This window comes from Streptomyces sp. NBC_00986 (assembly GCF_045162565.1).
Lineage (GTDB): Bacteria > Actinomycetota > Actinomycetes > Streptomycetales > Streptomycetaceae > Streptomyces.
The window spans coordinates 6,258,609-6,277,373 of record NZ_CP108733.1; the positions used below are offsets into that span (position 1 = coordinate 6,258,609).

At 70.2% G+C, this 18,765-nt stretch carries 16 protein-coding genes; 8 read left to right on the plus strand and 8 right to left on the minus strand.

Translation table 11 applies throughout. From position 1 onward, the window contains the following. Positions 1-57: 57 nt before the first annotated feature. Positions 58-654: an HhH-GPD-type base excision DNA repair protein gene (locus OG504_RS27870; RefSeq protein ID WP_405992264.1), complete on the minus strand. Its 597-nt coding sequence runs from the start codon at positions 652-654 to the stop codon at positions 58-60. Between OG504_RS27870 and OG504_RS27875 the strand changes: the two genes are divergently transcribed. Together OG504_RS27875 and OG504_RS27880 are read left to right on the plus strand one after the other, a co-directional pair. Next, positions 653-1,534, plus strand: a complete 882-nt coding sequence (locus tag OG504_RS27875) for a DUF5753 domain-containing protein (protein ID WP_405992265.1) — start codon at positions 653-655, stop codon at positions 1,532-1,534. The two genes, OG504_RS27870 and OG504_RS27875, sit on opposite strands and share 2 nt — an antisense overlap. Further along, the gene (locus OG504_RS27880) at positions 1,531-1,755 is read left to right on the plus strand and encodes a DUF397 domain-containing protein (RefSeq protein ID WP_405992266.1); all 225 of its coding nucleotides are present in this window, start codon (positions 1,531-1,533) and stop codon (positions 1,753-1,755) included. Before OG504_RS27875 ends, OG504_RS27880 begins: the two co-directional genes overlap by 4 nt. Before the next feature lie 537 nt (positions 1,756-2,292). Here the strand turns inward: OG504_RS27880 and OG504_RS27885 are convergent. Beyond that, positions 2,293-3,006 (minus strand): siderophore-interacting protein, encoded by a 714-nt coding sequence (locus OG504_RS27885; RefSeq protein ID WP_405992267.1) that lies wholly within the window; start codon positions 3,004-3,006, stop codon positions 2,293-2,295. Positions 3,007-3,095: 89 nt separating this feature from the next. Between OG504_RS27885 and OG504_RS27890 the strand changes: the two genes are divergently transcribed. From OG504_RS27890 to OG504_RS27905, 4 genes are all read left to right on the plus strand, one after another. Continuing rightward, positions 3,096-6,449: a GNAT family N-acetyltransferase gene (locus OG504_RS27890; RefSeq protein ID WP_405992268.1), complete on the plus strand. Its 3,354-nt coding sequence runs from the start codon at positions 3,096-3,098 to the stop codon at positions 6,447-6,449. Between the two features lie 18 nt (positions 6,450-6,467). Then, positions 6,468-6,950: a cupin domain-containing protein gene (locus tag OG504_RS27895; RefSeq protein ID WP_405992269.1), complete on the plus strand. Its 483-nt coding sequence runs from the start codon at positions 6,468-6,470 to the stop codon at positions 6,948-6,950. Then, positions 6,938-7,729: an SDR family NAD(P)-dependent oxidoreductase gene (locus OG504_RS27900; protein WP_405992270.1), complete on the plus strand. Its 792-nt coding sequence runs from the start codon at positions 6,938-6,940 to the stop codon at positions 7,727-7,729. The genes OG504_RS27895 and OG504_RS27900 overlap by 13 nt, the downstream gene beginning before the upstream one ends. Positions 7,730-7,885: 156 nt before the next feature. Next, a complete protein-coding gene (locus OG504_RS27905) occupies positions 7,886-9,670 on the plus strand; it encodes a copper resistance CopC/CopD family protein (protein ID WP_405992271.1) in 1,785 nt (594 codons plus the stop codon). 5 nt (positions 9,671-9,675) lie between these two features. On the opposite strand, the gene OG504_RS27910 is transcribed toward OG504_RS27905, so the two are convergent. From OG504_RS27910 to OG504_RS27920, 3 genes are read right to left on the minus strand one after another with little or no spacing between them, the layout of a single operon-like run. Then, positions 9,676-11,262, minus strand: coding sequence for a DUF4041 domain-containing protein (locus OG504_RS27910; protein WP_405992272.1), 1,587 nt, complete (start codon positions 11,260-11,262; stop codon positions 9,676-9,678). A gap of 60 nt (positions 11,263-11,322) precedes the next feature. Continuing rightward, positions 11,323-12,237 carry a haloalkane dehalogenase gene (locus tag OG504_RS27915; protein WP_405992273.1) on the minus strand — a complete coding sequence of 305 codons (915 nt, stop codon included), beginning with the start codon at positions 12,235-12,237 and terminating at the stop codon, positions 11,323-11,325. Next, a complete protein-coding gene (locus OG504_RS27920; RefSeq protein WP_405992274.1) occupies positions 12,234-13,055 on the minus strand; it encodes an SDR family oxidoreductase in 822 nt (273 codons plus the stop codon). The genes OG504_RS27915 and OG504_RS27920 overlap by 4 nt, the downstream gene beginning before the upstream one ends. Before the next feature lie 95 nt (positions 13,056-13,150). On the opposite strand from OG504_RS27920, the gene OG504_RS27925 reads away from it, so the two are divergent. After that, positions 13,151-13,741 carry a TetR/AcrR family transcriptional regulator gene (locus tag OG504_RS27925; RefSeq protein ID WP_405992275.1) on the plus strand — a complete coding sequence of 197 codons (591 nt, stop codon included), beginning with the start codon at positions 13,151-13,153 and terminating at the stop codon, positions 13,739-13,741. A gap of 7 nt (positions 13,742-13,748) precedes the next feature. Here the strand turns inward: OG504_RS27925 and OG504_RS27930 are convergent, their stop codons facing one another. The 3 genes from OG504_RS27930 to OG504_RS27940 form a co-directional block, all read right to left on the minus strand. After that, positions 13,749-14,735: a cytochrome c oxidase assembly protein gene (locus tag OG504_RS27930; RefSeq protein ID WP_405992276.1), complete on the minus strand. Its 987-nt coding sequence runs from the start codon at positions 14,733-14,735 to the stop codon at positions 13,749-13,751. 134 nt (positions 14,736-14,869) lie between these two features. Continuing rightward, positions 14,870-16,291, minus strand: a complete 1,422-nt coding sequence (locus tag OG504_RS27935; protein ID WP_405992277.1) for an alpha/beta hydrolase-fold protein — start codon at positions 16,289-16,291, stop codon at positions 14,870-14,872. A 250-nt stretch (positions 16,292-16,541) separates the two neighbouring features. Further along, positions 16,542-17,951, minus strand: coding sequence for an alpha/beta hydrolase-fold protein (locus tag OG504_RS27940; RefSeq protein WP_405992278.1), 1,410 nt, complete (start codon positions 17,949-17,951; stop codon positions 16,542-16,544). 148 nt (positions 17,952-18,099) lie between these two features. Here OG504_RS27940 and OG504_RS27945 point away from each other — a divergent pair, with 148 nt between their 5' ends. Next, positions 18,100-18,750 (plus strand): O-methyltransferase, encoded by a 651-nt coding sequence (locus OG504_RS27945; RefSeq protein ID WP_405992279.1) that lies wholly within the window; start codon positions 18,100-18,102, stop codon positions 18,748-18,750. Positions 18,751-18,765 lie beyond the last annotated feature (15 nt).

Genomic DNA, 18,765 nt, shown 5'->3' on the forward strand with positions numbered 1-18,765 from the left:
TCGACACGGCCCCGCGCCCCTAGGGGGTTGGGGCCTGGCGGGGTGTAGAGGCCGGGGCTACTTGCCGCCGGCCGCCTTCGCCGCCTTGGCCGCGGCCTTCATCTCCTGTTTGTGGGCGCGGACCTTGGCCAGCGACTCGGGTCCGGTGATGTCGGCGACGGAACGGTAGGACTTCGCCTCGCCGTACGCCCCGGCGGCCTCGCGCCAGCCCTTCGGCGTGACACCGAGCTGCTTGCCGAGCAGGGCGAGGAAGATCTGGGCCTTCTGCTGCCCGAACCCGGGCAGTTCCTCAAGCCGCTTGAGCAGCTCGGCACCCGTGCCGACGCCCGCCCAGACACCGCTCGCGTCCCCGTCGTAGTGCTCGACGAGGTACTGGCAGAGCTGCTGGATCCGCTTGGCCATGGACCCCGGGTAGCGGTGCACGGCCGGCTTCTCGGAGAGCAGCGCCGCGAAGGCCTCGGGGTCCTGCGCGGCGATCTCCTGCGCGTCCAGATCGGCGGCCCCGAGCCGGTCGGCGATCGTCCGCGGCCCCTTGAACGCCCACTCCATCGGCACCTGCTGATCAAGCAGCATCCCCACCAGCGCGGCGAGCGGGGAACGGCCGAGGAGTTCGTCGGCGGCGGGGTCCTGGGCAAGGTGAAGGGTTGCGTCCATGACCTCGATGATGGCGCGTTCGGGCGGGGGATGCCTGCCGGTGGGCGGGTTCGTCGCCGGGTGCGTCACCTTCGCCTCCGCTCCAACGTCGTCACCATCAGGTGGTCGAGCAGGGCTTGACGTGCTTGGAGCTCGACAGGTCCTTGTGGTGCGCGGACGCCGTGGGGCAGGAGGAGTGGTTTGTGCGGGCTTGATGGACGCCTACAACGTCACCGATCCCACCGAGCGCGCCGCGATCGAGAAGTTGTCGCGTGAGGCCAGGCAGAAGGGTTGGTGGAGCCGGTACGTCAACGTGGTCGATCCCGCGTATGCGGCTTACGCCGCTGTTGAGTGGGACGCCTCGGAGCTGTACAACGTCGAGACCAACTTGGTGCCCGGGCTGCTGCAAGTGCCGGAGTACACCAAGGCGTTGATCCAGTTGCAGGTGTCGGAAGCCACGGGGGATCACGTGGAGGCCCAGGTCGACGTGCGGCGGGAGCGCAAGGCCATCCTGACCAGGGAGAACCCGCTGCAATTGTGGGTCATCGTCGCGGAGAACGTGCTCTACCACCAGGTTGGCAGTCGTGACGTGATGAAGGCTCAACTTGAGTCTCTGCTTGCGGACAGCCGGAAGCAGAACATCGAGCTGCAGATCCTGCCGCGCGAAGACCCCATGAACGCCTGCCTGTTCGGGCCCTTCGTGATCATGAGCTTCCCGACCTCGGCGGAAACCGACGTCGTTTACACGGAATCGCCTACCAGCACCCTCTACTACGAGGACGCCGCGGACGTGGAGACGTACACGACGCTGTTTCGGCGTCTCAACATGGCCGCAGCCAACGTCAGCAAGTCCCGGGCGCTCATCCAAAACGCCCTTCACGAAATGGAACAGGGCCGATGAACCCAAACACTCAACCCGCTTCGGCCCCACTGGAGTGGGTGAAGTCGTCGTACTCAGGAAACAACGGCAATTGCGTTGAGACTGCCGTTTTGCCTGGTGGTGGCCGTGCGTTCCGCGACAGCAAGGACCCGGCGGGGCCGATAGTGAGGCTCTCGGACTCGGGGTTCGCCGTGTTCATCGCGGGCGTGGGTGTCGGCGCTGGTGAATTCGGCTGGGCGTGACGGTCGTACGTGAGGCGGGTGTGGCGTCGATGGCCGGTGTCCAACCGGTCAGGGTGAACTCATGCGCTCGTCCTGCTGACCCTGATCACTTCTGCGTCAGTCCTCGCTGTCGAGTGCCATTCGTCGCCTGAGGCGGCTTCGAAGGAGCTGGTCCGTGATGACCATCAGGGAATAGAAGGCCCCCGACACGGGCCCGGCGATGAGCGCAACCATCACTGATCCGGGCTTCTCGGCTATCAGCAGGCCTCCGATGGTCACGGGAGCAGCGATGTAGACACCGAGGCGTACTGGATGCCGCGAAGCCCACTTCTGGAGGCGGGTCCGTGGGCGCCCGGCTCCCGCTACGCGTTCGACCGCCAGATATCTCTCCGTCAGGGCCTCACGCCAAGTCCTCATCCCACGCAGGCTACGCAGACGAACGTCTGTACTCCGGAATCGTGGTGCGCGGGGACGCCCGGTCCCCCGGGAGAGGGCAGCCCCAGAAGTGTGTCACTTCGCGTGGAAGTGTCTCACTTTTGCGAAAGGGGTCCCCCGCCCTCAGGACGCCCGCCAGTACCCCAACGCGTGCACCCGCTCCCGCCGCACGCCCAACTCCCTGCGGACGTATGACGACAGCCCCCGGGTCGTGGCCGTGTCGCAGGTGATCCAGACGTACGGGTCGGCGCTGCCCTTCAGCAGGTCGGGGAGTTCCGCGCGTACCCGGTCGGCCAGTTGGCCCCGGGGGTGGTGGCGGACCTCGTGGAGGGACGGGTCGGTGCGGAAGGGGAGGTTGCCGGGCTCGCCCTCGAACCAGATCGTCGCCGGGACCTTCGAACCCACCGTCCCCAGAAGGGAGTTGATGGCCGGCAGTGACGCCGGGTCGCCGATGACGAAGAGGTGGGAGAGGGTGGGGTCGGGGGTCTCGAAACCCGTTCCCTGGACGGTCGCCTCGATCGTGTCGCCGGGCTTCGCGCCCCGTGCCCAGTCGCTCGCACACCCTTCATGCAGGGCGAATTCGAGGCCGAACGTGCCGGCCGCCGGGTCGGGGTCGACCAGGGTGTACGCCCGCTGGTGCGGCTTGCCGGCGTTGTCGAACCAGAGGCGGACCCACATGGTGGGGTGGACGCCGGTCGCCGCGAGCATGCCGCCGTCGGTGAGGCGGAGGCGGCGGTAGCGCGGGGTGACGTCCTCGGCCCGGGTCACCGTGAACTCGAAGTCCTTCGCGCGCAGCAGCCGGAGAACCGCGCCCTCCCAACCACGCCCCTGCGCCATGGTCTCTTCACCTTTCGCGTACGCTTTCCCCAACAGTAACTTAGGCAAGGCTAACCTAAAAAGCAGCCTCGAAACAGAGGGGTCACCGGGTGACGACCAAGATCTACCGCGACGCCGGGATCTACCGCGACACCTGGGGAATCCCCCACCTGCGCGCCGACACCGCCGACGAACTCGCCCACACCCAGGGCCGCGTCACCGCCCTCGACCGCGGCTGGCAGATCGAGGTCGAACGGCATCGCGCACAGGGCACGTCGGCCTCCTTCCTCGGCGTCCGCGCCCTGCCCTGGGATCTGTTCGCCCGACGCGTCCGCCTCGACGACACGGCTCGACGTTGTTTCGAAGCCCTGGAACGGCGGGACCCGGAGACCGCGCGGTGGGTGCGGGCGTACGTCGACGGGGTCAACGAGGGGTTGGGGGTTGGTACTTCGGGATCTGGGGTCGGCGAGGGGGTCGCTTCCGGCTCTGCCTCCGCTTCCATGGCCGGTATGCGAGGAACTGCCTCGCTCTCCGGGATGGGCGGGATGGGTGCCCCCGCCTCGGGGTCGGACAGAACAGGCACCCCCGGATCCGCGGCAGGCGGGACGGACGTCTTGGCCTCCGGGCCGGGCCGGGCAGGCACCCCTGCTTCTGGGTCGGGCCGGGCAGGCACCCCTGCTTCTGGGTCGGGCCGGGCAGGCACCCCTGCTTCTGGGTCGGGCCGGGCAGGCACCCCTGCTTCTGGGTCGGGCAGGGCAGGCACCCCTGCTTCTGGGTCGGGCAGGGCAGGCACCCCTGCCTCTGGGTCGGGCAGGACGGGCAACCCCGCCTCTGGGTCGGGCAGGACGGGCAACCCCGTCCCCGAGTCGGACACGACAGCCGCCCCGCCCCCGGAGTTCGCCAAGTCCGGCCTGACCCCCGGCCGTTGGGAGCCCTGGACCCCCCTCGGCATCTGGCTCGCCACCCACATCCTCTTCGCCGGTTTCCCCGCCAAGCTCTGGCGCGAAGAGGCGATACGGCACCTCGGCCCGGACGCGGTCGGGCTGTTCGCCACCGACGGCCCCGGCACATCCGGTAGCAACGGCTGGCTGGTGAGCGGGGAACGGACCACGACCGGGCAGGCCCTGCTCGCCGGGGATCCGCACCGCTTCATCGAAGACCCCGGTGTCTACCAGCAAGTCCACCTCTCCTGCCCGGAGTTCGACGTCGTCGGCCTCACCGTGCCCGGAGTCCCCGGCATCGCCCACTTCGGGCACACCGGCACGGTCGCCTGGGCCATCACCAACGCGATGGCCGACTACCAGGACCTCTACCGGGAACGGTTGCGCCGCACCGGCGCCGGCGTCGAAGCCCTTGGCCCGGACGGCACTTGGCGCCGCGCCGCCCGCCACACGGAGACGATCGACGTGGCCGACGAGGACCCCGTCGAGGTCGAGATCATCGAGACCGAACGCGGGCCGGTCGTCATCGGCGGGCCGGAGGGACTCGACGGAGGCATCATCGGCGAACCGGAAGGTCTTTACGGAGGCATCATCGGCGGGCCGGGGCTTGACGGAGGCATCACCGGCGGGCCGGAAGGGCTTTACGTAGGCATCATCGGCGGCCCGGAGCTTGACGGAGACATCGTCGGCACCCCGGAGGGACTCGACGGAGGCATCGTCGGCGAACCGGAACGGCTCGCCGGAGGCATCAGCACCCCGCCCGACACCCCGCTCCACGCCCCGCTCCACGCCCCACCCCTCGCCGTCAGCCTCCGCTACCCTCCCCGCGTCACCGAAGACCTCGGCTTCACCGCCCTGCTCCCCCTCCTCCGGGCCCGCCAAGTCGCCGACGTGGACCGGGCGTTCGACGACTGGGTCGAACCCGTCAACGTCGTCCAGGCAGCCGACACCGAGGGCGGACTACTGCACCGGGTCGCCGGCAAGGTCCCGTCGCGCGCCGAGGCCAACCGCACCCGGCTCGTCCCCGCCTGGGAACCCGGTCATGAGTGGCACGGCTGGCACCGACCGCCCCGCGGCCGCCTCACCGACGACGGCATCGCCGTCATGGCCAACCAGCGCGGCCCCGCCACCCCCCTCGGCGTCGAGTTCGCCCCGAACCACCGCGCCGAGCGCATCACCGCACTGCTCGCCGAGCGCGAGAAGTGGTCAGCCGCCGACATGCCCGCGATCCACATGGACACCCATCTCGGTTCCGCCACACCCCTGTTGGACCATCTCGTCGACCTGTCCGACCTCACCCCCGAGGCCTCCGCCCTCCGCGACCGGCTGCTCGCCTGGAACCGCCGCATGGACGCCGACAGCACCGACGCCGCCGCCTACGCGGCCGTGCGCGGCGCGGTCGTACGACGGCTCGCGGCCCACCCCACCTTCGCCGCGCTGGCCGAACCACCCGCGTACCCGGAGGTCTTCCTGCCGTGGCTCGCACTGCTCCCACGCATCGCCTTCGCGCTCGAACACCTCCTGAGCGCAGGGGAGTTGTACGGCATCGACCGGCCGGAGATTGTGCGGGCGGCGATCGAGGAGGCCGCCGCGAAGCCGATCGGCACGTGGGGCGACACCCATCGCCTTGCCCCCTGGCGGGCGTTGGCCGAGACAGCCCCAACTCCCGGTCCCGGCCTGTCCGGTGACCACGACTGCGTGCTCTGCACCTCCGCCGTACCCGGGCTCACCGACCTCAGTGCCCGGGGCCCGGCGGCCCGGTTCGTGTGGGACCTGGCCCGGCGCGAGGACAGCCTCTGGGTGGTGCCGTTGGGGGCGTCGGGGATGGCCGGGTCAGCCCATCGCCGCGATCAACTGCCCTTGTGGCTCAAGGGAGATCTCGTCCCGGTCATCACCGACTTCAGCCGCCTCGACCTCCACAGAGAGACCGCCCCCACCCGCCAACCCGTCCACTCGCAACACGTCGCCGGCTTCGGCACCATCCGCATCCTCCCCCTCGACCCGGCCGCCGACGCCGGGACGATCCACCGCTGGGTCAGTGAGCAACGTGCCGCGTTCTGGGGCATGAACGGCCTCACCCAGGCCCAAGTCACCGAGATCTACGCCCACATGGAAACCCTCGACACCCACCACGCCCACCTGGTCACGAGGGACGACGAACCCGTCGCGCTCCTCCAGACCTACGACCCCGCAGCCGACCGCGTCGGTGACTGCTACGGCGTGGAACCCGGAGACATCGGCATCCACCTCCTCCTCGCACCCGCGGGCCCGGACGGCGAACGGCCCGGCTGGTCGGCGGCGGTGATGGGCGTCCTCGCCTCCTACGTCCTGCTCGGTCTGGACCGGCGCCGGGTCGTGGTCGACCCGGACGTACGGAACGAGAAGGCGATCGCGCGCTTCCTGCGGCAGGGGTTCGTGGCGGGCCCGAGGGTCGTCCTTCCGGAGGTGGACATCCCGGACGTGTTCATCCCCGAAAAGCACGCTCAACTGGCGTTTCTCCCTCGCGAGGTGGCCTTCCCGTAGCCTGCCGAGGTGACCGGAGTGACCCCAGAAGACCTCGTCGCCCACTACGGCCTGGAGCCGATCCCCCGCGAGGGCGGCCTGTTCCGCCAGACCTGGGCGGGCCCGACGCGGCCCGACGGCCGCCCGGAGGGCACCGCGATCGTCGCCCTGCTCACAGCGGACGACTTCTCCGCGCTCCACCGACTCCCCGCCGACGAGGTCTGGCACTTCTACCTCGGCGACCCGCTGGAACTCCTGCTTCTCGCCCCGGACGGCACGTCGAGCACGGCGGTCCTCGGGCCGGACCCACTGCACGGCCGGCATCTCCAGTTCACCGTGCCCGGCGGCACGTGGATGGGGGCGCGGGTGGTGGCGGGCGGCGCGTGGACGTTCTTCGGCTGCACGATGGCCCCCGGCTTCACCTACGACGGCTACGAGCACGGCGACGCGGGCGAGTTGACCGCCCGCTACGCCCGCACCCCGTCCGAGGCCGCCCGCATCACCGGGCTGTGCCGCCCGTGAGCCGCCTGCTGGAGGGCCAGTTCGCCCTGGTCACGGGCGCGAGCGGCGGCATCGGCCGGGGGATCGCGCTGCGGTTCGCGGAGGAGGGCGCGGCGGGGGTCGCGGTCCAGTGCCGTACGGCGGTGGAGGCGGCCGGTGAAGTCGCGGCCCGCGTGCGGGAGTTGGGCGCCCGGGTCGTCGTACTGCAAGCCGATCTGACCGACGAGGACGCCTGCCGCGGACTGGTCCGCGAGGCGGCCGAGTGGAGCGGCGGGCAGCTCACGGCGCTGGTCAACAACGCGGGCGTACAGCCGACCCAGCCCCTGCCCGGAATGACGGCGGCGGACTGGCGGGCGGTCGTCGACACCAACCTGACCAGCGTGTTCGCGTGCACGCAGGCTGCGGCCGAGGTGATGAGAGAACAGAGCGGAGACGGCGGTACCGGCGGCACGGTGACGCACATCGCGTCCATCGAGGCGAGCGCCCCCGCCGCCCTCCACGCGCACTACTCCGCGTCCAAGGCCGCCGTGGTCATGCACGCGAGGTCGGCCGCCCTGGAGTACGGCCCGTACGGCATCCGCGTCAACACGGTCTCGCCCGGTCTGATCGACCGGGAGGGGCTGGCGGAGGCCTGGCCGGACGGGGTGCGGAGGTGGCGGGAGGCGGCGCCGACGGGGAGGCTGGGGCGGCCGGAGGATGTCGGGGACGCGTGCGTGTTTCTGGCATCCCGCCTCGCCTCCTGGGTCACCGGGCACGACCTGGTCGTGGACGGCGGAGTGTTGGCGCGGCCCACCTGGTGAGCGAGACGTGTGTTTCCTCCGTACATAACCGCAGACCTGCAAGTCCGAAGACGGAGATGTGACGTGCGCCGACGACGGAATGAGGGACAGGGGTTTGGACGCGACGGAGGCGGCGGAAGGGGTGGACGCGGCGCCCGGCGAGGAGTTCAAGGGCTGGTGCTGCTGGGCTCCCTGCTGGTCCTGCTCCTCCTCGGCACCGCGGGCACCGCGTCCGCGCACGCCGCCCTCGAATCCACCGACCCCGCCGACGGCAGCGTCCTCAAGTCCGCCCCCCGCACCCTCACCCTCACCTTCTCCGAGTCCGTCGCCCTGCTCGACGACTCCTTCCGCGTCTACGACCCCGACAACCGGCGGGTGAGGACGAGTTCCGCGCACCACGCGAAGGACGCCGGTGACACGGCGAGCGTGACCCTCCCGGCCAAGCTCGGCACCGGCACCTTCACGGTCGCCTGGCGCGTGGTCTCGGCCGACAGCCACCCGGTCTCGGGCGCCTTCACCTTCTCCATCGGCAAACCCTCCGCCACGACCACCCCGGTCAGTACGGCCCCGGTCGAGGACCCGCTGACCGGCAGCCTGTACGACATAGCCCGCTACTTCGCGTACATAGCCGCGGCCCTCCTCATCGGCACGGCGACCTTCGTCACCCTCTGCCGCCCCCCGAACCCGACGGTCCTCAACAAGCCGATCCTGATGGGCTGGTGGACGCTGCTGGCGGCCACGGTCGCCCTCCTGATCCTCCGCGCCCCGTACGAAGCGGGCACCGGCCTGGCCACGGCCTTCGAGCCCTCCGCGATCCCGAGGACACTGACTTCCCGCCCGGGCCTGGCACTCGCGGCCCGTCTCCTCCTCCTGGCCGCAACAGCCGCATTTCTCCTACGACTTCGGGGGCGGGAGCGGTTCGGGCGGGTGGCCCTGGGGACGGGTGCCGCCCTCGCGGTCGGGCTGGCGCTGACCTGGGCGTCCGCGGAACACGCGTCCGCCGGGATCCAGGTGCCGGTGGCGATGGCCTCGGCGGTGCTGCATCTGCTCGCGATGTCGGTATGGCTGGGCGGCCTGACGGCCCTGCTCACCGTCCTCTACCGCTCCTCGGACCTCGACGCGGCCCCGGTGGCCCGCTTCTCCCGCCTCGCCTTCGCCTCGGTGACCGTCCTGGTCGTCACCGGCGTCTACCAGTCCTGGCGCGGCCTCGGCTCCTGGAACGCCCTCACCGAGACGTCGTACGGCCGCATCCTGCTCGTGAAACTCGGCGCGGTGACCCTGCTGCTCGCGGTGGCCGGGTGGTCGCGGCGGTGGACGGGGCGGATGGTGGGGGAGGAAGTACGGCTCCAGGTACCGGAGTTGGTGCGGGCGGGGGCGGACGGGGCGGCGGCGTCCGGGGGCGAGGGGGGCTCGACTTCCGGTGACGATTCCAAGGGCGGGGGCGACGGTTCTCCGGACCGGGGCGACGGCTCGCAGGACCGTTACAGGCGCGGTCTGCGCCGCTCGGTGCTGTTCGAAGTCGGCGTCGGTGTCGTGGTGTTGGTGATCACGACCCTGCTGACCAACACCCTCCCCGGCCGCGCGGCGGCGGACGCGCAGCAGACGGCGACTTCGGCCGGCATCCCGGTGGCCTCCGTCACCATCGTCCCCTTCCGCGTCGGCAACGCGGGCGGCAAGGTGCAGATCACCCTCGACCCCGGACGCGTCGGCGAGAACTCCGTCGAGGCGGTCGTCTACGGCCCCGACGGCGGCTTCGCCACGGTCCCCGAACTCCGGCTCTCCTTCACCCTCGCGGCCCAGAAGATCGGCCCCCTCGACGCCAACGTCAAGGACGAGGGCGGCTATTGGGGGACCAACACCCTCAACCTGCCGATCGCCGGGACCTGGACGATGAAGGTCACGGTCAGGACGTCCGACGTGGACCAGGTGAGTGTGTCGCGGCAGGTGCGGATCGTGCGGTAGCCGGCTCAGGCGGGCTGCTTGCTGGCCCGCCACTCCAGTGCCTGGGGTTCCTCCGTGAACTCGATCAGATGCTGGCCGGTGAACGGCCGTAGCGCGTCCCGTACTTCGGTCGGGGTGGCGTAGAAGAACTCCTTGCGGCTGTTCACCTGGTTCACCCGGCGCGGGGCGAACCGCCGGTGGAGTTCCGACTCCAGGCCCACCGCGTCCTTGCTGAAGATCAGCGCGTGGACGTCGAAGCGGAACGGCACCGCGGCGCCGCTCAACTCGTAGATCCGGTCGAGGGGTTCGAGCCTGCGGGTCATGCCGATCTTCACGACGCGGTCACCGAAGGCGCCGACGTTCGAGATGACGTAGACGTAGCCGGTGCGGATGTTCGCCGCGCGGGTCTCGACGTCCTGCAACGCGCCCTCGATCTCGGCGAGTTTGGCCTCCATCTCGGCGACGGCCGCCTCGTCGCCGCGCTCGCGGAGCCGGTCGAGAGCCACCTGGTAGTGGCCGAGTTCCTTGTTCAACTTCTCGCGCTGGCGGTCGAGTTCGCGCTGCACGGCCGCCTCCTCGCGCTCCTTGGCGCGGGCCTCGCGCTGGGCCTCCTTCTCCTCGTCCTTCTTCTGCAGGAAGTCGGCGGTGAGCTCCAACTCCCGTACCCGCGCGGTGTGGTACTCGTCGCTGATCCGGATGTGCATGGTGGCGCCGAGCTTGGCGATCGTCTCGCGGCTCTTGTAGAGCCGGTCGACGAGCGAGCGCAGCCGGTGCGGGCGCATGGTCCGCACCGCGTAGTCGGCCTCGGCGTTGTAGGCGCGCAGCATCAGCTTGGAGAAGTCGCGGACCATCTTCTGGCCCTCGCGCGTGGAGCCGTTGACCGTCCAGCCGGTGATGGCGAGCACGGCCCGGTCGGTGCGGGCGAGGTTCTTGATCTCGGTCTGCAGGGTGTCGAGCCGGCTGCGGTAGGCGATGGCGTCGTGCAGGGCGTGCCGGTACGCGTAGACCCCGGCCTCCTGCAGCATCGCGGTCTCGTCGGTGACGACGATCCGCGCCTGCAGCTCGGCGAGCCGCCGCTCCCCGTCGAACACCTCCTTGCGCTGCCGGTCGGCGTCCTTGCGCGTCCGCTCGGTCTCCTTCGCGGTCCGGCGCGCGTCGTCGAGGATCTCCTTCGCCGTGTCCCGGGCGTCCTTCAACACCCCCTGGGCCTCCGCCGCGACCTTGGCACCGAGCCGCTCGCGCAACTCGGCCGCCTCCAGCTCGGTCCGCCGCACCAGATCGGCCACCTGTACGGCGTCCAGCCCCTGCGTCCGGGTGATCCAGGCCCGCAACTCGTCGGCCTCGGAGAGGGCGTCGGCCCGGCGACGGCCGAAGAGGCCGCTTTTCCGGGGCGCGGGTACGGCCGGAGCAGTGGGGGAGTTGGGGGAGATGGGTGCGCCCGGCTCCGGTGCGGCCGCCGTGACGGTCCCGGGCGGAGTCCCCTCCGGCACCCACAACTGCCAGCCCTCCGGAGGCGTCGGCCACGTCGGGTCGGGCACCCACTCCGGCGGCGGCGCCCACCCCGGAGGCGGCACAGGCCAGCCGGGCGGCGGATTGAACCGGTAAGCGCTCATTGACCATCCCCCCTGAGCCCCGTCCCCCCTGACGGAGGGTCACATTCTGTCGCCGATCCGCTACCCGTTCACCTGGGAGTCCCTCGCCGTGATCGTTCTGTGACCGTGCGTGAGGCCGAGCCGCTCCACCCAGCCCGATATCGCGGCCGCGATCAACTCGGGCTGGTCCTCCGGTGTGTGATGGCCGGCGACGGCGTCCGAGTGCTCGATCTCCAGAGCGGAGATGTTCGCCGCGCACCAGGCGATGGCGTCCTCGTCCATCATCGCCCCCGCTCCGGGCGCGAACGTGAGCAGCAGCTTGGGTATCTCCGGGCTGGCCGCCAGCCACCGGTCGTAGGCCTCGATCCTGGTCACGACGTCGGCGGGTTCGCCGCCCAGCGGCATCGAGCGCGCCCAGCGCAGGAGGGGGCGGCGGCTCTCGCGGGTGGGGTACGGCTCGCGGTAGACGGCGAGGTCGGCCGGGGCGAGCGGGGTCGCGGAGGCGGCGGGGAGTGCCTGCTCGATGAAGGCGTTCTCGTCGAGGATCATGGCCTCGCCGACCCCCTCCGTCTTGATCGCGCGGAACAACTCCCGCCCCCCTTCGGGGAATTCCGCCCAGCTCATCGGCTTGACGATGGTCTCGGTGAACGCGATGCCCCGCACCCGGTCCGGATGGCGCGCGGCCCGGTCGAAGGCCAGGGCGCCACCCCAGTCGTGTCCGACCAGCACCACGTCCCGCAGCCCGAGCGCCTCGAACCAGGCGTCCAGGTATCGGGCCTGGTCGGCGAAGGAGTACGCGATCTCCGGCTTGCCCGAGTCGCCCATGCCGATGAGGTCGGGTGCCAGCAGCCGCCCGGAAGCGACACCCGGCATGACGTTCCGCCACAGGTGGGACGAGGTCGGGTTGCCGTGCAGGAACACGATCGGCGCCCCGCTGCCCAACTCCCGGTGGGACATGGTCGAGTCGAGGACGCGGGTGGAGTGGGTTGTGGTCACCGGAACGCCACCACGTTCCGCTCGGCCCATCCCGCGAACGTGCCGGGCGCCCGCCCCAGCACTCGCTCGACGTCGGGACTCACGCACTGCTCTTCCTCGGTCGGTTCGCCGAGCAGCGCCAACGTGCCCTCGGCCACGGGCGGCGGCATGAACCGTGCCATCGACTCGTGGGCCTCCGCCGGGGTTTGCTCCGCGAAGGTCACCGGCTCACCGAGCGCGGTCGCTATCGCCGCCGCCCGCGCGCGGGGTGTCGTCGGCGCGGGGCCGGTGAGGGTGTAGGTCGCGCCTGTGTGAGCGTGGGTGAGCAGCGCGGCGGCAGCGACCGCGGCCACGTCGTCGGGGTCCACGAAGGGCAGCCCCACGTCACCGAAGGGCGCCGCCGCGGTCCGCCCCGCGCGGATCGACCCGGCCCAGGCGAACGCGTTGCTGTCCAGCCCGCCCGACCGCAGGATCGTCCAGTCGAGCCCCGACTCCCTTACGGCGGCCTCGAATCGGCGCGGATGCGCGTACGTCTCCGGACGGGTCCCGGCCCCCTGCGAGGACAGCAGCACCACCTCGCGGACACCGGCGGACTTGGCCACGTCCAGAATGTCGTACGGCCGCTCGCCCGCCGCCAGCAGGAACAGCGCCTCGGCCCCCTCGAACGCGCCCCGCAGACCGTCCGGTTCGGCCAGGTCGGCGGCCACCGTGCGCACCCCGGGCGGCACTTGAGCCTCGCCGATGTGCCGGGCCACGGCCGTCACCGGCACGCCCTCCTTGTCGAGCAGCCGCACCAGCGCTCGCCCCACGTTCCCGGTCGCACCCGTCACCACGATCATCTCGCCACCCCCGTCATGTATGAGTTAGTTGGCTGACTAACTCCATTGAGAAGACGCTAACACGACCGACCCGCAGTTTGTCTATAGTTAGTCAGGTGACTGACTCAAAAGATTCCCGGCCCGCCCCGCGCGGCAAGCGGGAGCGTCTGACCACCGCCACCGCCCGGGTCCTGCACGAGCAGGGCGTGGAGCGCACGACCATCGCCGACATCGCCCGCGCCGCGGACGTCCCGACGGGCAACGTCTACTACTACTTCAAGACCAAGGACGAGCTGATCGAGGCGGCCCTCTCCGAGCACACCGGCAACCTGGAGACCCTGACCGCCCAGCTCGACCAGCTCCCCGACCCGCGCGAACGCCTCAAGGCCCTCATCGGCGGCTGGGTCGAGCAGAAGGACATCGCGGCCCGCCACGGCTGCCCCATGGGCACGCTCGCCGTAGAACTGGACAAGCGCTACGAGGACGGCCTCGATCTCGCCGCGGGCCAGGTCATACGGCGGTTGGTGGACTGGGTGGCGGAGCAGTACCGGCAGCTCGGCGCGGTCGACCCCGAGGGTCTCGCCCTGACCCTGATCGGCGCCTATCAGGGCATGTCGTTGCTCTCCAACGCCCTGCGCGACCCGGAGATCATGACCCGCGAAGGGGCCCGGCTCATAAGGGAGTTGGACGCCCTGGACGTGGTGTGAGGAACGCTTACCGCTGACCCCGGATGCGCTCCGCGACCTCGCTGTTCTCGGTCTCCCACCAGGGGCGTACGAGATCGGGCCCTTCAGTAGAAGTCCCCGTTTTGGTCTCTGTGGGCGCCGCCCGGACCACCTCCAGCTCCGTGTCCAGCCGCCGGTCCAACGCCACCGTCTCGGCCCGCTCCGTGCGGGCCCACTGGACGAGGATCGCGAGGAGGAAGGGGAGGGCGACGAGCTCGGCGATGCTGACCATCGCGCCGCCGCCGAGCTGCTGGTCGTGCTGGACGTCGGGGGCCCAGGACGGGGAGTGGCTGAGGTACCAGGCGCCGGCGATCAACGTGCCGTGGGTCATGACCACGATGCCCGGGATCGCGTCGATGATCCCGTCGACGAACACCAGCCCCGCCCGCACCGGGTGGGTGCACCAGGCGGGCAGCGCCTCCTCGCGGGTGAGCACCGGCAGCACGAACAGGCTCCCGGCGAGCAGCAGATGGAGATACATCAGCTGGTGCAGCCAGTTGTCGGCCAGGGCGGTCTCGAAGTACGGCGTGAAGTAGATCGTCAGCTCGGTCGCCAGCACCAGGGCCGTACTGACCAGAGGGAACGTGAGCAGCCGGAACAGTCGGCCGGTCATCGCCCCCTCTGTGCGAGCCGCCGCGCGTTCGGGCAGGGCGCGCAGGGCCAGCCGCAGCGGATCGCCCAGGGCCAGGCCGAGCGGGGCGATCAGGTCGAGGAGGACGTTCTGGACGGCGGCCGGCCAGAACAGCACGCGGTCGTACACGGCGAGCGCCGACATCGTGGCGACCACGATCGTGCCGAGGCCGAGCAGCGCGAACGCGGCGGTCCGCGCCACCGGCCAGGCCTCGCCGCGACGCCTCAGGCGCAGGACGCCCCAGCCGTACAGGCCGCCGAGGAGTACGACGACCAGCAGCGCGGGGACGTCCGCCTGCCACGAGGAGAACAGCCGTCCGTCGGTGAGCTGCGGCGGGGTCTCCATCGCGATCTACCTCCACGGGCGGGCGGCCGGACGGTCGGCTGGTTCCGTCGGTTCGGCCGGTTCTGTCGGATCTGCCGCAGCACTCTATGACGCGGAGCGCCGCGCCGAAGACCCGCCCCCGCGCGTCTGTCCCGCTACAGCGACTGCCGCATGATCCAGTCCCGGATGCCGGGGATCGAGTACGCGGTCTGCCAGGTGCCCATGTGCGCGCTGGTGGTCGAGCCGGTCGGTACGGTCGTGCCGGTCTTGAACGCGGCGAAGTTCACCGGGGTCCGCTGGGCCTTCATGGTGCGGACGTCCGCCGCGAACTCGGCGGCGGTGGACTGGCCGTCCCACAGCGCGGTACTGACCTTCGTGCCCTGTTCCTGGATGACCTCGGTGATCGCCTGCTCTCCCGGGTACGCCTTGGTGTCGTCGGCCGAGACGAGGATCCAGAGGTTCTTCTTCGCGAGCGGTACCGCCTGCGCCTCCGGCCACTGGCCTGCCACGATGAACGCCGCCGCGAAGAGGTCGGGGTACCTGATGTTCAGGCCGAGGGACATCATCGCGCCCATCGACTGACCGGTCGTGTAAAGGCGGTCGGGGTCGATGCTGTACTGCCGCGTGACGGACTCGACGAGGTTCGCGGTGGCGTCGAAGAGGGTCGACGGCTCGTAGTTGTCGTCGATCACGACCGCGCCGTACTCGGGGGCCAGTACGAAGGCCTCGTGCCGGGCCTGGTCCTCCGGGCTCGCCCAGCACACCGCGCCCAGGCCCTGCACGAGCGGGCCCTCGGTCGCGACGTTGACCACGCTCGCGTCGTGCATGAACAGCACCAGCGGGTAGCTCTTGCGCGGGTTGTAGTGCTTGGGGACGAACAAGTTGTACTTCAGGGTCTGGCCGGTCGCGGGGTCGGCGAAGGTGAACTGCTGGAAGTCGTCCACGATCAGGTTCTTCACGGCGTCGGTCGTCAGCCCCGTAGTACTCGCGGCGTACTGCCTGCCGCGCGTGGTGGTGACCGTTCCGGTCTGGGTGAGCGTGGCCTTCGCGGCGACGATCGTCCCGCCGGGGGTGGTGTCGCCGACCTGCGGGCCGCCCGCGCCCACCCCGCCGCCGGAGTCACCGGTCCCGCCGGTCCCGCCGCCGGTGGGCGGGGTGCCGGAACCCTGCCCCGTCACCCACAGGGCCGCCGCCGTGTCGTCCGGCGACAGCTCGACGATGACGTAACGGCCGTCCCGCGACCGCTCCGCGAGGTCGGCGGAGCGGTTCGTGTAGACCTTGGTCACCGTGCGGTCGGTGACGGTGAACGTCGAGGTCGACAGCGTCCGGCCGTCGATGTCCCGGTCGTACTCGACGGCCACGGCGACGAGCTTCTGCCCGGCGCCGAAGACCTGGGTGATGGCGGTGAGGCCCTTCACGTGGTCCCCGGTGGAATCCGCCGTACCCGTCCCGCCGGCCTTGCTCGTCCCGTTCGCCTCGTTCGCCTCGTTCGCCGAGCTGGGGGTCGCGCTGCCGAAGACCGCCAGGGCTCCGGCCGTCGCGGTCGCGGTACCGGCCATGAACCTACGCCTGTCCATGAAGGTGAGCTCCTTCGATCGAGGTTTGTCAGGGCTGCCGTGCGCCACTGTCCTGCCTCGATCTGTGAAGCGAAAGGAGAAAGGAGACCCCTTTTCACAGGTTACGCAGAAGTTTCCTGGTGGTGCGGGTTATTCGCGTCGTGCAATCTTAGATAACGCGCCGCATTGCGTCTGAATTGGTTGCCTTTATTCCCCCGTTTTATCATCGGCGGAAATTCGACGGCGAGAACGAGCCGAATTCAGAGCGAACTCAGAGGGACTGGTCCATGACCCACTCCCGGATGCCGGGCATCGTGTAGGCGACCTGCCAGGTGGCCATGTGCGCGCTGGTCGTCGACCCGGTCGGCACGACCGTGCCGGTCTTGAAGGAGGCGTAGTTGACCGGCGCTTTCTGGGCCTTCAGGCTCCGCACGTCGGCGGCGAACTGGGCCGCCGTCGACCGGCCGTTCCAGACCGCGGTTCCTACGGCCGTCCCCTGCTCCTTGACGACCTTGGTGATGGCGTTCTCGCCGGAGTAGGACTTGTCGTCGTCCTGGGAGACGACGATCCAGAGTTTCTTTTTCGCCAGCGGCTTCGCCTGGTCCGCCGGCCACTGCCCGGCGACGACGAACGACGCCCCGAACAGGTCCGGGTATTTGATGTTCAGGCCGAGCGTCATCATCGCGCCCATCGACTGGCCGGTGGCGTAGAGCCGTTTCTCGTCGAGGTTGTACTTCTTCGTGAGCGCCTGCACGAGATGGGCGGTGGCGTCGAAGAGGGGCGACGGTTTGTAGGTGTCGTCGATCACGACGGAGTCGTACTCCGGAGCCAGTACGAAGGCCTCGTGCCGGGCCTGGTCCTCGGGGCTCGCCCAGCACACGGCGCCGAGGCCCTGGACGAGGGGGCCTTTTGTGGCCACGTTCACGACGCTCGCATCATGCATGAACAGGACCAGCGGGTAGCTCTTGCTGTGGTCGCGGTCGTAGCCCTCGGGGATGAACAGGTTGTACTTGAGGGTCCGCTTCGTCGCCGGGTCGGTGAACGTGAACTGCCGGAAGTCGTCCACGATCAGGTTCTTCACCGCGTCGGTCGTCAGCCCCGTAGTACTCGCGGGGTAGCGCGTGCCGCCGGTGGTGGTGACGGTGCCGGTCTGGGTGAGCGTGGCTTTCGCGGCGACGACGGTCCCGCCGGGGGTGCTGTCGCCGACCTTCGGGCCGCCTCCGCCGGGGGCCGCGCTGGAGGTACTCGCGGGGGAGATACTCGCAGGGGAGGAACCGGACGCTGTGCCGGAACCCTGCTGGGTTACCCACAGGGCCGCCGCCTTGTCGTCCGGCGACAGTTCGACGATGACGTAGCGGCCGTTCCTGCCCTGCGCGGCGAGGCTGGGCTCGCGGTTCGCGTACACCTTGGTGACGGTTCGGCCGGCCACCTTGAACGTGGACGTCGACAGGGCCGAACCGGTGATGTCGGTGTCGTACTCGACCGCCACGGCGATGAGCTTCTGGCCGTCGCCGTAGACCTGGGTGATCGCGGTGGCGCTCCGGATGTGACCGGCGGCCGAGGACGTCTCGCTCACGGCCTCACCCTCGGCCTCCTTCGCCGTGCACGCGGCCGTCGTGCCGAGCACGGCCAGGGTGCCGACGGCACCGGACCCCACGATGAACCTGCGCCGGTCGACCACGACGGACTCCTTCTGTATTGCCTGTATTGCCCCCTTCCCTCGCCTACCTCACCCCGGCCCCGGGTGGCTCGCAACGGGAGCCGTCGACAGCAATCGATATATCGTGATAGGCCTGGGACGTATCGGCGATACAACAACTGGAGTGATGATGCCCGCGCAGAATTCCACCAGCCCGCTGCAGGACCCCACGGTCACAGCCGTACTGGACCGACTCCAGGCCGAACGCCGCGGCCCCGCCAACGGAGGCCCGCGCGGCGGCGCGGACACCCGCGATCCGCACGCGTACGCCGACATCGGCTTCTCGATCCACGCCGATCAGGGCGACCTCATCTACCTGCTCTGCCGGGCGATCGCCGCGACCAGGGTCGTCGAGTTCGCCACGTCCGTCGGCGTGTCCACGATCTACTTCGCCGCCGCCGTGCGCGACAACGGCGGCGGGACGGTGATCGGCTCCGAGATCGTGCCGGAGAAGGCGGCCACCGCCCAACGCAACCTGGCCGAGGCCGAGTTGGACAAGTACGTCGACCTGCGCGTCGGCGACGCCCGGGAGACACTGCGCGATCTCGGCGGCCCCGTCGACTTCGCGCTCATCGACGGCTGGCCGATCAGCGACGGCGGCCCGACGCTGGCCCGCCAGGTGATGGAGATCGTCGCACCCCAACTCCGCACCGGAGCCTTCGTGATGAACGACAACGCCGAACCCGACTACCTCGACTACATCCGCGACCCGGCCAACGGCTTCCGCTCCGTGACCCTCCCGCTCAAGGGCTCAACAGAGCTGTCCGTGAAGGTGAGTTGAGGACCCTGGGCGACA